The sequence below is a fragment of the Pseudoalteromonas sp. BSi20495 genome (assembly GCF_000241185.1).
Taxonomy (GTDB): domain Bacteria; phylum Pseudomonadota; class Gammaproteobacteria; order Enterobacterales; family Alteromonadaceae; genus Pseudoalteromonas; species Pseudoalteromonas fuliginea.
Map to the genome: position 1 here is coordinate 89,624 of NZ_BADY01000010.1, position 15,996 is coordinate 105,619.

Consider the following 15,996-nt stretch of genomic DNA (forward strand, 5'->3'; position numbering starts at 1 on the left):
TGACGTTTAATCCAATAAAGCGATACATTTTTTAAGCGAATGGATAAATATATCTACATCTTCAAAGGTATTGTAAAAGGTTAAACTAGCTCTAACTGTTCCATTAACGCCTAAATGTGCCATTAAAGGTTGTGTACAATGGTGTCCGCTCCTTACCGCAACCCCATATCCGTCAAGTAAAGTTGCCAAATCGTAAGGATGTTCATTATTAAAGTTAAAACAGAGCGTACCAATATTGTCAGATAGGTTGCTATATATTGTAATACCCTCAATCATTACCAATTTTTTTGCTGCATAATTAAATAATTTTTGCTCGTAGCGCTGAATTTTACCGTGGTCTAATTCATTTAAATAGTCTAATGCAGCACTAAAGCCTAAAACGCCGGAAATATTCGGTGTGCCGGTTTCAAATTTTGCAGGTGCTGGGCGATAAGTACTGTGGGTTAAATATACTTTATCGATCATTTCACCGCCTGATTGATATATATCTAAGGCGTTTAATTCCTCATATCGACCACAAAGTACACCTAAGCCTGTTGGACCAAGCATTTTATGGCTTGAGCAGACATAAAAATCACAGTTTAATTCCCGTAAATCAGGTTTTAAATGCAGTGCACCTTGCGCACCATCGACTAAAACAAGTGAATTCACCTCTTTTGCAGCTACAATTAGTGGCTTTAAATCAGTGATATTACCGAGTGTGTTCGATGCTTGTGTAATAGCTAATAAGGCAGGTTCTGTTTCTTTTATAAATTCACAGCATTCTTGTGTGTTTAGCGTGCCGTTTTTATTAAGCGGCAGCGATACTAATTTAGCACCTGTTTGTTGACTCACTATTTGCCAAGGCACTATGTTTGCATGATGCTCAAGTGGAGATATCATTATGGTATGACTTTTATCTAAACGCTTTTTTAAGCCGTTAGCGACCAAGTTTATTGCCTCTGTAGCGCCTTTTGTCCAAACAATCTCGTGGCTGAACACATTAAAATACTGAGCCATTTTATCTCGTGCTTGCTCGTATAAATTAGTAGCTTGTTCGCTGAGCGAGTGACGGCCACGGTGTACATTTGCGTTTTGAGAAGTGTAAAACTCAGTAATTGCATTAATAACTGATTGAGGCTTTTGCGAGGTTGCAGCTGAGTCTAAATAAACAAGCGGGTAGCCGTTTATAGTTTGATTTAAGGTAGGGAAGTCACTTCGAATTTTATTTATGTCAAACTCTAAAACAGTCATTAGCTTCATCAATGTAGTCATTTTAAGGCGAGAATTGTAGACACTTTTTTATTATTCTCAAGTAACAAATAATAAAAAAGGCCGCAAAGCGGCCTTTTAAAATATTCAAACAATACTAAAGCGGATTAGCGCTTATCAGTTGATACGTAGTCACGTGCAGTGTAACCAGTATAAAGCTGACGAGGGCGGCTTATCTTATGACCAGGTTGAGATAACATCTCGTCCCAGTGAGTGATCCAACCAACAGTACGTGCCATTGCAAAAATAACAGTGAACATGCTTGTTGGAATACCAATCGCTTTTAAGATAATACCTGAGTAGAAATCTACGTTAGGGTAAAGTTTCTTCTCTACGAAGTACGGGTCTTCTAGCGCGATTTTCTCAAGTTTCATTGCAATATCAAGCAATGGATCTTGGATATTAAGCTCAGCTAAAACTTCATGACACGTTTGACGCATTACTGTAGCGCGTGGGTCAAAGTTTTTGTAAACACGGTGGCCAAAGCCCATAAGGCGGAACGGGTCAGCTTTATCTTTAGCTTTTGCTACATATTCATCGATACGGTCAACAGAACCGATTTCTTCTAACATGTTTAAGCATGCTTCATTAGCGCCGCCGTGAGCAGGGCCCCAAAGAGAAGCAATACCAGCAGCAATACAAGCGTATGGGTTAGCACCAGATGAACCTGCAAGACGTACTGTAGACGTTGATGCATTTTGTTCATGGTCAGCATGAAGCATGAATATTTTATCCATTGCTTTAGCTGTTATAGGGTTAACTTTATATTCTTCAGCAGGTACAGAGAACATCATATGTAAGAAGTTTTCTGCATAACTTAAATCATTACGTGGGTATACAAACGGTTGGCCGATGTTTGTTTTATAAGCCATTGCAGCAATAGTTGGTAACTTAGCAACTAGCTTAACTGCGCTTGTTTTACGTTGTTCTGCATCAGTAATATCAAGGTCTTCATGATAAAAAGATGATAACGCACCCACTACACCACAAAGCATTGCCATTGGGTGAGCGTCAAAGCGGAAACCTTGGAAAAAGTTAGCAATCTTCTCGTCAAGCATAGTGCTTGTAGTGATTTCATTCTTAAAAACTTCGTATTGTTCTTTAGAAGGTAATTCACCATTTAACAGTAAATAACATAACTCAATGTAGTTTGAGTCGTCAGCTAATTGTTCGATTGGGTAACCGCGGTGAAGTAAAATGCCTTTACCACCATCAATGTAGGTGATTGCAGATTCACAAGAACCAGTCGACATGAAACCTGGGTCATAAGTAAAGTGACCATGTGAACCGAGCGTTCGTACGTCGATTACATCTTGGCCAGCAGTGCCTTGATAAATTGGAAGTTCGATTGGATCTAGTCCATCAATTTGGACTGTGGCTTTTTTATCTGCCATCGTTATGTATCTCCTATTAAGATATCTATTCTGATTTTTAGATTTTTAAAGTTCTGAAATCTGTTTTAAGCACATCTTTGCATTTTAACGTGAAAGAGGGGTGTAAAGTCAATTTTTATAAACATTATGCATATATGTATAATAAATATTCTGTATTAATTAAATATAATACCATTGGCTAATTCGCAAACATCTATAAATAAACAAGAATTGTAAAAAGCCCTGTGGGTATATATACTAACAGTGGTTTTAAACCGCATTGTATTTGGGTAAACATTTTTTTACAGCTTAACTTTTGCTTAAATGTGAACTTTAACTGTTTTAATACGTTTACTTTGATAGTTCCACCAGTAATATTTGGTGGGTTTTTAGAAAAGCAAGTAGATGAGCTCCACTGCGAGCAAGATGGGCAAGTAACTGTGAAAAAGCAAAGACCTGTAAATCTAGATCTAACAACTATATCTATGCCGGCAACGGCTAAAGCGTCAATATTCCACCGCGTCACCGGTGTTGCATTGTTTTTTGCTTTAACGTTTGTCATTTGGGCTTGGTCTGAGTCTCTCTCTTCAGCTGAAAGTTTTGAATTCGTCAAGGGTCTGTTTAACGGATTCATTGCCAAATTTATAGCTTGGGGCACTGTTTCTGTATTAGGTTATCACCTTATTGGTGGTATCCGTCATATGATTATGGATATGGGACATTGGGAAGAACTTGAATCAGGTAACCTCAGCGCTAAAGTTTCAATGGCTCTTGGTGTTGTGTTTGCCGTATTGGCAGGGGTGTGGATATGGTTTTAAATCAAGCAACTCTTAAACGTGATGGTGTACAAGATTTCGTATCTTTACGTACCACGGCATTAATAATCAGCGCGTATGCGATTTTTATTATCGGCTATTTTTTAGCGACGCCAGAAGTCACTTTCGAAGCCTGGACAGGCCTCTTCTCTAACCTAGCAATGAAAGGGTTTACATTAATTACCCTTGTCTGCGTTATGGTTCATACCCGCATTGGCCTTTGGCAAGTTCTTACAGACTATGTTAAGTGTGCGAAGTTACGTGCTGTTTTAGGTTTTATATTAAACCTAATGGCCGTTGCGTACGTAGCTATTGGTCTAATTGTATTATGGGGTGTTTAAGTGAAATATTCTGTTCGTGAATTTGACGCCGTAGTAATTGGTGCAGGTGGTGCAGGTATGCGTGCCGCTCTAGCAATTACTGAATCTGGCAAAACGTGTGCATTAATTTCTAAAGTATTTCCAACTCGCTCACACACTGTATCTGCACAAGGTGGTATTACAGTAGCGCTTGGTAATTCACACGAAGACAACTGGGAATGGCATATGTACGATACCGTTAAAGGTTCCGATTTTATCGGTGACCAAGACGCAATCGAATACATGTGTCAAACAGGCCCAGAAGCGATTACTGAATTAGAAAACATGGGTCTACCATTTTCTCGTTTTGAAAATGGCCGTGTTTACCAACGTCCTTTCGGTGGTCAATCGAAAAACTTTGGTGGTGAACAAGCCGCGCGTACAGCCGCTGCAGCTGACCGAACTGGTCACGCGCTATTACACCTTCTTTATCAACAAAACGTAAAAAACAAAACAAATGTATTCTCTGAATGGTATGCACTTGATTTAGTTAAAAACGATAATGGTGATGTAGTAGGGTGTACTGCAATTGAAATTGAAACAGGTGAAATTACTTATTTCAAATCTAAAGCTGTAGTGCTTGCCACTGGTGGTGCAGGTCGTATATTTGCATCAACAACGAATGCCCACATTAACACTGGTGATGGTGTTGGTATGGCAACACGTGCTGGTATTTCTATGCAAGACATGGAAATGTGGCAGTTCCACCCAACGGGTATAGCTGGTGCTGGCACGCTAGTTACGGAAGGTTGTCGTGGTGAAGGCGGTTATCTTTTAAATAAAGATGGCGAGCGCTTCATGGAGCGTTATGCACCAAACGCGAAAGACTTAGCGTCTCGTGACGTTGTTGCGCGTTCAATGATGACTGAAATCCGTGAAGGTCGTGGTTGTGATGGTCCTTGGGGTCCTCACCTTAAGTTAAAACTTGACCACTTAGGTGAAGAAACACTTAATTTACGACTTCCAGGCGTATGTGACCTAGCTAAAACATTTGCTCACGTTGATCCTGCTAAAGAGCCAATTCCAGTAATCCCAACGTGTCATTATATGATGGGTGGTGTTCCTACTAACGTAAATGGCCAAGCGCTACAAATCGATGCTCAAGGCAAAGAAACAGTAGTTGAAGGTTTATTTGCAGTAGGCGAGATTGCCTGTGTATCTGTACACGGTGCAAACCGCTTAGGCGGTAACTCGTTACTTGATTTAGTTGTATTTGGTCGTGCTGCTGGTAACTTCTTAGGTAAGTACCTTAAAGATGTTGAAGTATCAAAGTCAGCTTCAGAATCAGACTTAGAAGCGTCTCTTGCACGTTATAATCGTTGGGAAAACTCAACGGCTGGTCAAGGTGAAGATCCAGTTCAAATCAAAAAAGACCTACAGCAATGTATGCAGCTTAACTTCTCGGTATTCCGTGAAGGTGATTCAATGGCTACAGGTCTTCAAGAACTTAAAGAAATTCGTGAACGCCTGCAACATGCTCGTCTTGATGATAAATCATCAGACTTCAATACGCAGCGTATCGAATGTCTTGAACTAGATAACTTAATGGAAACAGCTTACTCAACTGCAGTAGCTGCAAACTTCCGTACAGAAAGCCGTGGCGCACATTCTCGCTTTGACTACCCAGATCGTGATGACGAAAACTGGTTATGTCACTCAGTATTTAATCCTGTAACGGATGAAATGAGCAAGCGTGATGTAAACTATGCGCCTAAAACGCGTGAAGCTTTCCCACCTAAAGCACGTGTTTACTAGGAGATAGACGATGGCACAAGTACAATTTTCAGTTTATCGTTATAATCCAGATGTTGACAACGCTCCTCGTATGCAAGAATACACCTTGCAAACAGAGGAAGGTCACGACATGATGGTGTTGGATGCACTTATTCTTTTAAAAGAACAAGATCCTACATTATCTTTCCGTCGTTCATGCCGTGAAGGTGTGTGTGGATCTGATGGTGTTAACATGAATGGTAAAAATGGTTTAGCATGTATTACTCCTTTATCTACGCTACAAAAAAATGGCAAAGGTAAAATCGTAGTACGTCCATTACCAGGTTTACCTGTGGTTCGTGACCTTGTTATTGACATGAGTCAGTTCTACACTCAATACGAAAAAGTAAAACCTTATTTAATTAATGATCAGCCTGCTGCAGGCGAACGTCTTCAAACCATCGAAGAGCGTGATAAATTAGATGGGCTTTATGAGTGTATTTTGTGTGCATGTTGTTCGACATCGTGTCCTTCGTTCTGGTGGAATCCAGACAAGTTCATTGGTCCAGCAGGGCTTCTTCATGCTTACCGTTTCTTGGCTGATAGCCGAGATACAGCAACTGAAGAACGTTTAGCGGATTTAGACGATGCGTTCAGTGTGTTCCGTTGCCACAGTATCATGAACTGTGTTAGCGTTTGTCCTAAGGGTCTTAACCCGACTAAAGCAATTGGGCAAATCAAATCTATGTTATTAAACCGAGCGGTTTGATTACTTAGTAAACGTAAGATGGCTAATACAGATTATTAGCCATCTTGTTATGATAACTATTAATTTCTGCGCTAAAGAAAAGGGCTTATAAATGCACGAAGGTGTGATGAAGGCATGGCTAGAATCTTCACATTTAAACGGCGGTAACGTTGCTTATGTAGAAGAGCTTTATGAAGCGTATTTAGACGATGCGACTTCTGTGCCAGAAGAATGGCGAGAAGTGTTCGAACAATTACCTAAAGTTGATGGTGTGGATGTTGAAGTAAAACATTCAGAAGTTCGAGCGCAGTTTGCACAGCTTGCCAAAAACAAGCATAGAGAAGTAGTGGTAGCAGAGGGTAGTGGCGGTGACCTTAAACAGGTTAAAGTTCTACAACTTATTAATGCTTTCCGTTTTCGTGGACACCAAAATGCAAACCTAGATCCATTAGGTATTTGGGAACGAGAACGTGTACGAGATTTAGAGCTAGATTACCACGACTTATCAGCAGCTGATTTTGACCGCGAATTTAATGTAGGATCGTTTGCCGTTGGCCGCGATACTATGCCTTTAGGTGAACTATACCAAGCACTAAAAACTACATATTGTGGTTCGATTGGCGCCGAGTATATGCACATCACATCGACAGAAGAAAAACGTTGGTTACAACAGCGTTTAGAATCTGTTCAGTCTAGGCCTAAATTCGAAAAAGAAGAAAAGCTGCGTATCCTAAAAGGATTAACGGCAGCTGATGGTCTTGAAAAATATTTAGGGGCTAAGTTCCCAGGTGCTAAGCGTTTCTCACTTGAAGGTGGCGATGCATTAGTTCCAATGTTAAAAGAGCTTATTCACCGCGCTGGTGAAAGCGGCCAACAAGAAGCTGTTATTGGTATGGCTCACCGTGGTCGTTTAAATGTGCTTGTGAACGTACTAGGTAAAAATCCATCAGAGTTGTTTGATGAGTTTGCTGGTAAACACAAAGAAACATTAAGTTCTGGTGATGTTAAATACCACATGGGTTATTCATCTGACTTTGCTACTAAAGGTGGCAATGTTCATATGGCGCTTGCGTTTAACCCGTCTCATCTTGAAATTGTAAATCCAGTAGTTATGGGCTCAGTTCGTGCTCGTTTAGATCGCTTAGGTGATAGCTCTGGTATTAAAGCGCTACCAATCACAATTCATGGTGATTCTGCGGTTACAGGTCAAGGTGTTGTACAAGAAACATTTAATTTATCACAAACTAACGCGTTTAGTTGTGGTGGTAGTATTCGTATTGTTGTAAATAACCAAGTTGGTTTTACTACATCAAAACAAGACGACGTTCGCTCTACTGATTACTGTACTGATATTGCTAAAATGGTTCAGTCACCTATCTTCCACGTTAATTCTGATGACCCTGAAGCAGTTGCATTTGTTACTCAACTTGCACTTGATTTCAGAAACCAGTTTAAGCGTGACGTAGTAATCGATTTAGTGTGTTACCGTCGCCATGGTCACAACGAAGCTGATGAGCCTAATGCTACGCAGCCTTTAATGTACCAAAAAATTAAAAAGCATCCAGTTCCACGTTTAATCTATGCCGATCAACTTATTGCTGAAGGTTCTTTTTCTGAACAAGAAATAAAAGCCTTAGCCGATGAGTATCGTAGCGCATTAGATGAAGGAAATTGTGTTGTTTCAGAAATTCAGCCAGAGACATCACACTCTTCAGATTGGGCAAAGTATGTTGGCCATGAATGGGATGTTGATTACGATGCCAGCGTACCTGTTGAAGAGCTTAAGGCACTTGGTGAGAAAATTGCTTCTTATCCTGAGCAATATAAAGCACAGTCACGCGTTAAAAAGATTTACGATGATCGTAAGTTAATGGCTTCTGGTGAGAAGCCTCTTGATTGGGGTATGGCAGAAACACTTGCTTATGCAACAATTGCAACTGAAGGTACTGACATCCGTTTGACGGGTCAAGATTCAGGTCGTGGAACATTCTTTCATCGTCATGCTGTTGTTCACAGTCAATCAGATGGTGCTACTTATACACCTCTACAGCACTTAAGTGAAGATCAAGGTACTTTCCAAGTATTCGACTCTGTTTTATCTGAAGAAGCTGTCGTTGCTTTTGAATATGGTTATGCAACAGCTGAGCCTACGTCATTAGTACTTTGGGAAGCGCAATTTGGTGACTTTGCCAACGGTGCACAAGTTGTATTTGACCAATTTTTAAGTTCTGGTGAGCAAAAGTGGGGCCGTTTATGTGGTCTGACAATTTTGTTACCACATGGCTACGAAGGTCAAGGTCCAGAGCATAGTTCAGCACGCTTAGAGCGTTTTCTGCAACTATGTGCTGATCACAACATGCAAGTCTGTGTTCCGTCTACTCCGGCACAAGTTTACGCTATGCTTCGTCGTCAATCAGTTCGACCACTTCGTCGTCCACTGATTGTTATGACGCCTAAGTCGTTACTGCGTCACCCTCTTGCTACTTCATCGCTTGAAGAGCTTTCGCACGGTGTTTTCCATAATATGATCGACGAAGTTGATGATATTAACCCTGAGAAAGTAGAACGTGTTGTATTTTGTAGTGGTAAAGTTTACTACGAGCTATTACAAGAGCGTCGCAAACTTGAACAAGATAATGTTGCTATTGTTCGTGTTGAGCAGTTATATCCGTTCCCACACGACGAAATGCAAACAATTATGGAGCGTTACCAACACGTAACTGATTTTGTATGGTGTCAAGAAGAGCCACAAAACCAAGGTGCATGGTACTGTTCACAACATCACTTTATTGATGCAATCCCACAAGGTGCTAAATTAAAATATGCAGGGCGTAAAGCGTCTGCATCACCAGCGTGTGGTTACATGTCAGTACATACTAAAGAACAACAAGCGCTCGTTGCCGACGCGCTTACTATAGAAAATAAAGGATAAGCAATGAGCACAGAAATTAAAGTTCCTGTTCTTCCTGAGTCGGTTGCAGATGCTACCGTTGCTACATGGCATGTAAGTGTTGGCGACAAAGTAACTCGCGATCAAAACTTAGTAGACATTGAAACAGATAAAGTGGTTTTAGAAGTTGTTGCACAGCATGACGGTGTAATTACAGAAATATCACAAGAAGAAGGTGCAACCGTACTTGGCGATCAAGTTATGGGTTTACTTGGTGATGCTGATGCAGCGCCAGCAAGTGAAGGTTCATCTAAAGAAGAATCAGCACCCGCTAAATCAGAAGACGCGCCAGCGGCGCAATCAGCACCAGCACCAGAAGGTAAAGAAGTGGACATTAAAGTACCTGTACTTCCAGAATCAGTTGCAGACGCAACAATTGCTACATGGCATGTACAACCAGGTGACGCAGTAACACGCGACCAAAACTTGGTAGATATTGAAACAGATAAAGTTGTTCTTGAAGTAGTAGCTCAAGAAGATGGCATCATGGGTGATATCATTCACAACGAAGGCGATACTGTACTAGGCGAGCAAGTAATTGGTTCGGTTAAAGCAGGCGGTGCACCAGCGGCTCCAGCTGCAAAAGCAGACGCAGCGCCAGCAGCAGATTCAAGCGAAAGCTCTGATGTGTTAACACCATCAGTTCGTCGTTTAATTGCTGAGAAAGGCCTAGACGCTTCTAAAATTAACGGCACGGGTAAAAATGGCCGTGTAACTAAAGAAGACGTTGATACATTCTTAAAAGCACCAGCACCAGCGGCTAAAAAAGCAGAAGCTTCAGCTCCTGCAGCACCGATGGGCGACCGCACTCAAAAACGTGTTCCTATGACTCGTTTACGTAAAACGATTGCTACACGCCTTCTTGAAGCTAAAAATTCAACTGCAATGTTAACAACATTCAACGAAGTGAACATGGAACCAATCATGAGCCTTCGTAAGCAGTACCAAGAAGTATTTGAAAAGCGCCATGGTATTCGTTTAGGTTTCATGTCTTTCTACGTGAAAGCGGTAACTGAAGCACTTAAACGCTTCCCTGATGTTAATGCATCAATTGATGGTGACGATATTGTTTACCATAACTATTTTGATATCAGCATTGCAGTATCTACTCCACGTGGACTAGTTACTCCGGTACTTAAAGATTGTGACAAACTATCTGTTGCTGAAATCGAAAAGGGTATTCGTGAATTAGCACTTAAAGGTCGTGATGGTAAGCTAACGCTTGCAGATATGACTGGCGGTAATTTCACTATCACTAATGGTGGCGTATTTGGTTCATTACTATCTACACCTATCATTAACTTGCCACAGTCTTCAATCTTGGGTATGCATAAAATTCAAGACCGTCCAATGGCTGTAAATGGTAAAGTTGAAATACTACCTATGATGTATTTAGCACTTTCTTATGATCATCGCATCATTGATGGTAAAGAATCTGTTGGTTTCTTAGTAACTATTAAAGAGTTACTTGAAGATCCAACACGCTTATTGCTAGATGTTTAATCTAGTTGTATGAAATGTAAGCTGTGAATGAACATTCACAGCTTTTTTTTTGCGCCTTTGGTCGTACTGGGGTTTTCATGTTAAGCCTTGGGATCTATACTAGGTGCGCAATTTGGGATAGTTGTTTATTTTCAAAAATATTCAGCTCTTTTAGTATAAAAAATTGGATAAAGCATCATGAATTTGCATGAGTATCAGGCAAAACAACTTTTTGCCGAATATGGTTTACCAGTTTCTCAAGGTTTCGCTTGCGATACACCTGAAGAAGCTGCAGCAGCTGCTGAAAAAATCGGCGGTGATATGTGGGTTGTTAAAACTCAGGTTCACGCAGGTGGACGTGGTAAAGCTGGCGGTGTAAAGCTAGTAAAAACTATCGACGAAGTAAAAGCGTTTGCAGCTAACTGGTTGGGTAAAAACCTAGTTACTTACCAAACAGACGAGAAAGGCCAGCCAGTAGCTAAAATTTTAGTTGAAAGCTGTACTGACATTGCTAACGAATTGTACCTAGGTGCAGTAGTTGACCGTGCATCTCGCAAAGTAGTTTTCATGGCGTCTACTGAAGGCGGCGTTGAAATTGAAACTGTTGCAGAAGAAACACCAGAGCTTATCCACAAAGCTGAAATCGACCCGTTAGTAGGTCCTCAAGCTTACCAAGCACGTGAACTAGGCTTCAAATTGGGTCTTAACCCAGTACAAATGAAGCAGTTTGTTAAGATCTTTATGGGTCTTGGTAAAATGTTTACTGATTTTGATTTCGCACTACTTGAAATCAACCCGTTAGTAATTACAGACGAAGGTAACCTTCACTGTCTTGACGGAAAAATCGGTATTGATGGTAATGCACTTTACCGTCAACCTAAAATCCGTGAGTTCCACGATCCATCTCAAGAAGATGCACGTGAAGCACACGCAGCAAGCTTCGAACTTAACTACGTTGCTCTAGATGGCAATGTTGGTTGTATGGTTAACGGTGCAGGCCTAGCAATGGGTACTATGGACATCGTAAACCTACACGGCGGCAAACCGGCTAACTTCCTAGATGTTGGCGGCGGCGCGACTAAAGAACGTGTTTCTGAAGCATTCAAAATCATTCTTTCTGACGACAATGTTAAAGCTGTTTTAGTTAACATCTTTGGCGGTATCGTTCGTTGTGACATGATTGCTGAAGGCATCATTGGCGCAGTTAAAGAAGTTGGCGTAAACGTACCTGTAGTTGTACGTTTAGAAGGTACTAATGCTGAACTAGGTCGTGAAGTTCTAGCTAAGTCTGACCTTAACATCATCGCTGCTGAATCACTAACAGACGCTGCTGAGAAAGTTGTTGCTGCTGCGGAGGGCAAATAATGTCTGTATTAATCAATAAAGATACAAAAGTTATCTGTCAAGGTTTCACTGGTGGCCAAGGTACTTTCCACTCTGAGCAAGCGCTTGAGTACGGTACACAAATGGTTGGTGGTGTAAGCCCTGGTAAAGGCGGTCAAACGCACCTTGGTCTTCCTGTATTCAACACAGTTCGTGATGCTGTTCAAGAAACTGGCGCAACTGCTTCAGTTATCTATGTACCAGCTCCTTTTTGTAAAGATGCAATTTTAGAAGCTATCGATGCTGGCATCGAGCTGATTGTTTGTATCACTGAAGGTATCCCTACACTTGATATGGTTGACGTTAAAGTTAAACTAGATCAAACAGGTACTCGCATGATCGGTCCTAACTGTCCAGGTGTTATTACTCCTGGTGAAACTAAGATTGGTATCATGCCTGGTCACATCCACAAACCTGGTAAAGTAGGTATTGTTTCTCGCTCTGGTACTTTAACGTACGAAGCGGTTAAGCAAACTACTGATGCTGGTTTTGGTCAGTCTACGTGTGTTGGTATTGGTGGTGATCCAATTCCAGGTACTAACTTTATCGACGTTTTAGAAATGTTCGAAAAAGATCCACAAACTGAAGCAATCGTAATGATTGGTGAAATTGGTGGTACTGCAGAAGAAGAAGCTGCAGAGTACATCAAAGCTAACGTAACTAAACCTGTAGTATCTTACATTGCTGGTGTTACTGCACCAGAAGGTAAGCGTATGGGTCACGCTGGCGCAATCATCGCAGGCGGTAAAGGTACTGCTGATGAGAAATTTGCTGCATTAGAAGCTGCGGGCGTAAAAACTGTACGTTCACTTGCTGAAATCGGTAAAGCACTTAAAGAGAAAACAGGCTGGTAATTGCTTGTTCCCTCTGAAAAGGCCCGCTTATGCGGGCCTTTTTGTTATTGGGTTAAATTTAGAATGGATAACTAATGTGCTGAAAGAAGCGCACAGACAAATCTTGTCGTTGTTTATTTATAGCAAGCTCTTCACATAAAGCGTGAACCGTTTTTTCTACTTGGTTCATGAAGCGCCCATACCCAATCTCATGCTTATCTTGGTTTGTCGCAACGACAACGAAATGGATGGTTTCTACTAGTTTAGTTTCATCATAAAAATATTTAATCTGACTTTCATTTGATTCAACATCAAAACTTAATTTCTGCAATTCTACATTGCCTTCATTTTTATCTATTTTACTGTTACGGATAATTGGTATTGCACCATTGGCAACCATTGCGCCATGCGTTAGTTTATTAATTTCACATGCGCGTTTAAAGCTATCAGCAAAGTAGTCATAAAACTTTTTAAAATCCTGATCGTTTACCATTGTTTGAAACTGTGTTTTGATTGCACGAGAAATTGGAATAGTAAAAGTCGTGTAAGTCATTTCAGCATAGTCACCCGGTATATTGCATTGCCTCGACTGATAACGAGGGTAGAGGCTTCTTAGCTTATAACCATAACTTTCTTTATTGCCTTTGTCTTTAGCAAACAAATCGTAAGTAAGATGCTGGTGATCGCGAAGTTTAAATTGAGGTTGATTTAGAAATAATTGCTCTTGTAAAAGGGTCAATACTTTTTGTACTTTATTGTGAAACAAAGCTGAATTCGCACGTAAGTCCTCACCGGTGGCTAAAAAAAGTAAACGTATTTTTTTACTTTTCGTGTTTGGTGTGTAATAAAGTTTATGCGCTTCGTGATAGCGAGGATTATAAAAAAACAGCATCTGCTTACCCGTTTCTAACTGGTATGACTCATCATGAAATCGTACAACCGGTAGCTTATCGTTGGCAAGTAAATGTACATTATGAAGCTCATATTCATCACAACATGCAAATAGTTGACGCGCAATGCGCTCGTAGCAACAATCTATAGTGGTAAAACTACTGTAAAACGCTTCACTAGGTGTTATTTCAGCCAATAAATAGTGATTAGCGCGTGCGTTTGTTGGAATATATACGCGGTGTTGATTAAGTGTAGCCATCTTCGGATCCTTATAAAGTAGGTTATTCGAATACTATAATCGGTTTTGATGACTTAAATATTGCGTTAAAACAAATTTTATTCATAAACAATGGAACCTGTGGATTAAAGTTAATCAATATCAAAATAAACCTTAATCTATTGCTGTATGTTAGTGTATGTTTTTGTAATAATGCATTAGTTTTGTTATTACGTAATATTAGAGGATCACACTCCTATGGCGGAAATTGAGAATCGCCCAAGTAACTTTATTAGAACCCGAATTGATGAAGACTTAGCAAGCGGGAAACATGCTACAACGCATACACGTTTTCCACCTGAACCAAATGGTTTTTTACATATTGGTCATGCAAAATCAATTTGCTTAAATTTTGGTATCGCAAAAGACTACAACGGTTTATGTAACCTACGTTTTGACGATACAAACCCTGAAAAAGAAGACATTAACTACGTAAATTCTATTAAAGAGGATGTACAGTGGTTAGGTTTTAATTGGGATGGCGATATAAAGTATTCTTCTAACTATTTTGATACTTTATATGGTTACGCAGTTGAGCTAATAAATAAAGGCTTAGCGTACGTTTGTTTTTTAACTGCAGACGAAGCGCGACAGTACCGTGGTACATTAAAAGAGTCAGGTAAAAACAGTCCATATAGAGACACGTCAGTTGAAGAAAACCTAGCGTTATTTGAAAAAATGCGTGCTGGTGAATTCAAAGAGGGTGAATGTGTTCTGCGTGCTAAAATTGATATGGCAAGCTCATTTATGGTGCTTCGCGATCCAATTATTTACCGTGTGCGTTTTGCGCACCATCATCAAACAGCTGATAAGTGGTGCATTTACCCTATGTATGACTTCACGCACTGTATTTCTGATGCGCTTGAAGGTATTACACATTCGTTATGTACATTAGAGTTCCAAGATAACCGCCGTTTATACGACTGGGTACTTGATAACATCAGTTTAGAATGTCACCCGCAACAAATTGAGTTCTCACGTTTAAATCTTGAATATACAATTATGTCTAAGCGTAAGCTTAGTGATTTAGTGGTTAATAACCATGTAGAAGGGTGGGACGACCCACGTATGCCTACAATTGCAGGTTTACGTCGTCGTGGCTATACACCAGGTTCAATTCGTGAATTTTGTTTGCGTATTGGTGTAACAAAACAAGAGAATATGGTCGAAATGGGCATGCTTGAAGCGTGTATCCGTGAAGACTTAAACGAAAATGCACCACGTGCAATGGCTGTACTCGATCCTGTTGAAATCGTTATTGAAAACTACGATGCAGACAAGGTTGAAATTTTATCTGTGGCTAATCACCCAAATAAAGAAGAAATGGGTCGTCGTGATGTACCGTTTACGCGTGAAATTTATATCGAACGTGAAGACTTCAAAGAAGAAGCAAATAACAAATTCAAACGTTTAGTACTTGATAAAGAAGTACGCTTACGTGGTGCTTATGTTATTAAAGCGCAGCGTGTTGAAAAAGACGAAAATGGCGAAATCACAACTATCTTCTGTACTTACGACAGCGAAACACTTGGTAAAAACCCAAGTGATGGACGTAAAGTAAAAGGCGTTATTCACTGGGTTTCAGCACCAGAGTCTATCACTGCAGAAGTGCGTTTATACGACCGTTTGTTTAGCGTACCAAACCCAGCAGCTGCTGATGAGTTCGAAACAACACTAAACCCAGAGTCATTGGTTGTTTTGCCAAACGCTAAATTAGAGCCATCGCTTGCTGATTCTCAAGCAGAGCAGGGCTTTCAGTTTGAGCGTACGGGTTATTTCTCTCGTGATTCTAAATCAGAGAACGTTGTATTTAACCAAACAGTCGGTCTTCGTGATTCATGGTCTAAAACACAGTAGCTACGTTTAATAATGAGCCTGTATTTATACCGGCTCACTATATACTATCGTAATTTAGACACAA

The 15,996-nt window shown here is 40.4% G+C and carries 12 protein-coding genes; 9 read left to right on the plus strand and 3 right to left on the minus strand.

The features are described from left to right. Positions 1–6: 6 nt before the first annotated feature. Both P20495_RS18685 and P20495_RS18680 read right to left on the minus strand, forming a co-directional pair. Entirely contained in the window at positions 7–1,233 is a 1,227-nt protein-coding gene (locus P20495_RS18685) for an aminotransferase class V-fold PLP-dependent enzyme (RefSeq protein WP_033014928.1), read from the minus strand. Between the two features lie 125 nt (positions 1,234–1,358). After that, a complete protein-coding gene (locus P20495_RS18680; protein ID WP_007375747.1) occupies positions 1,359–2,645 on the minus strand; it encodes a citrate synthase in 1,287 nt (428 codons plus the stop codon). A 419-nt stretch (positions 2,646–3,064) separates the two neighbouring features. On the opposite strand from P20495_RS18680, the gene sdhC reads away from it, so the two are divergent. The 8 genes from sdhC to sucD all read left to right on the plus strand — a co-directional run bounded on the left by sdhC (position 3,065) and on the right by sucD (position 12,928). Continuing rightward, positions 3,065–3,442, plus strand: coding sequence for a succinate dehydrogenase, cytochrome b556 subunit (gene sdhC, locus P20495_RS20005; protein WP_076914908.1), 378 nt, complete (start codon positions 3,065–3,067; stop codon positions 3,440–3,442). Beyond that, positions 3,433–3,780 carry a succinate dehydrogenase, hydrophobic membrane anchor protein gene (gene sdhD, locus P20495_RS18675; RefSeq protein WP_007375749.1) on the plus strand — a complete coding sequence of 116 codons (348 nt, stop codon included), beginning with the start codon at positions 3,433–3,435 and terminating at the stop codon, positions 3,778–3,780. Before sdhC ends, sdhD begins: the two co-directional genes overlap by 10 nt. After that, entirely contained in the window at positions 3,781–5,553 is a 1,773-nt protein-coding gene (gene sdhA, locus P20495_RS18670; RefSeq protein WP_008133709.1) for a succinate dehydrogenase flavoprotein subunit, read from the plus strand. A 10-nt stretch (positions 5,554–5,563) separates the two neighbouring features. Next, positions 5,564–6,280, plus strand: a complete 717-nt coding sequence (locus P20495_RS18665) for a succinate dehydrogenase iron-sulfur subunit (protein ID WP_007375751.1) — start codon at positions 5,564–5,566, stop codon at positions 6,278–6,280. A gap of 91 nt (positions 6,281–6,371) precedes the next feature. Further along, positions 6,372–9,191, plus strand: a complete 2,820-nt coding sequence (gene sucA, locus P20495_RS18660; protein WP_008133711.1) for a 2-oxoglutarate dehydrogenase E1 component — start codon at positions 6,372–6,374, stop codon at positions 9,189–9,191. Between the two features lie 3 nt (positions 9,192–9,194). Beyond that, the gene (gene odhB / locus P20495_RS18655; protein WP_007375753.1) at positions 9,195–10,712 is read left to right on the plus strand and encodes a 2-oxoglutarate dehydrogenase complex dihydrolipoyllysine-residue succinyltransferase; all 1,518 of its coding nucleotides are present in this window, start codon (positions 9,195–9,197) and stop codon (positions 10,710–10,712) included. Between the two features lie 177 nt (positions 10,713–10,889). Beyond that, positions 10,890–12,056 carry an ADP-forming succinate--CoA ligase subunit beta gene (gene sucC / locus P20495_RS18650; protein ID WP_007375754.1) on the plus strand — a complete coding sequence of 389 codons (1,167 nt, stop codon included), beginning with the start codon at positions 10,890–10,892 and terminating at the stop codon, positions 12,054–12,056. Further along, positions 12,056–12,928, plus strand: coding sequence for a succinate--CoA ligase subunit alpha (gene sucD / locus P20495_RS18645; RefSeq protein WP_002961811.1), 873 nt, complete (start codon positions 12,056–12,058; stop codon positions 12,926–12,928). Before sucC ends, sucD begins: the two co-directional genes overlap by 1 nt. A 58-nt stretch (positions 12,929–12,986) precedes the next feature. Here the strand turns inward: sucD and P20495_RS18640 are convergent, their stop codons facing one another. Further along, a complete protein-coding gene (locus P20495_RS18640; RefSeq protein ID WP_008133714.1) occupies positions 12,987–14,057 on the minus strand; it encodes a DUF3083 family protein in 1,071 nt (356 codons plus the stop codon). 216 nt (positions 14,058–14,273) lie between these two features. Here P20495_RS18640 and glnS point away from each other — a divergent pair, with 216 nt between their 5' ends. Then, positions 14,274–15,932 (plus strand): glutamine--tRNA ligase, encoded by a 1,659-nt coding sequence (gene glnS, locus P20495_RS18635; RefSeq protein WP_008133716.1) that lies wholly within the window; start codon positions 14,274–14,276, stop codon positions 15,930–15,932. Positions 15,933–15,996: the final 64 nt, after the last annotated feature.

Excerpts from the sequence above, each read along its gene's own strand:
- P20495_RS18685 (WP_033014928.1), bottom strand. The coding sequence starts at position 1,233 with ATGACTGTTTTAGAGTTTGACATAAATAAAATTCGAAGTGACTTCCCT.
- P20495_RS18680 (WP_007375747.1), bottom strand. The coding sequence starts at position 2,645 with ATGGCAGATAAAAAAGCCACAGTCCAAATTGATGGACTAGATCCAATC.
- sdhD (WP_007375749.1), top strand. The coding sequence starts at position 3,433 with ATGGTTTTAAATCAAGCAACTCTTAAACGTGATGGTGTACAAGATTTC.
- P20495_RS18665 (WP_007375751.1), top strand. The coding sequence starts at position 5,564 with ATGGCACAAGTACAATTTTCAGTTTATCGTTATAATCCAGATGTTGAC.
- sucA (WP_008133711.1), top strand. The coding sequence starts at position 6,372 with ATGCACGAAGGTGTGATGAAGGCATGGCTAGAATCTTCACATTTAAAC.
- odhB (WP_007375753.1), top strand. The coding sequence starts at position 9,195 with ATGAGCACAGAAATTAAAGTTCCTGTTCTTCCTGAGTCGGTTGCAGAT.
- sucC (WP_007375754.1), top strand. The coding sequence starts at position 10,890 with ATGAATTTGCATGAGTATCAGGCAAAACAACTTTTTGCCGAATATGGT.
- sucD (WP_002961811.1), top strand. The coding sequence starts at position 12,056 with ATGTCTGTATTAATCAATAAAGATACAAAAGTTATCTGTCAAGGTTTC.
- P20495_RS18640 (WP_008133714.1), bottom strand. The coding sequence starts at position 14,057 with ATGGCTACACTTAATCAACACCGCGTATATATTCCAACAAACGCACGC.
- glnS (WP_008133716.1), top strand. The coding sequence starts at position 14,274 with ATGGCGGAAATTGAGAATCGCCCAAGTAACTTTATTAGAACCCGAATT.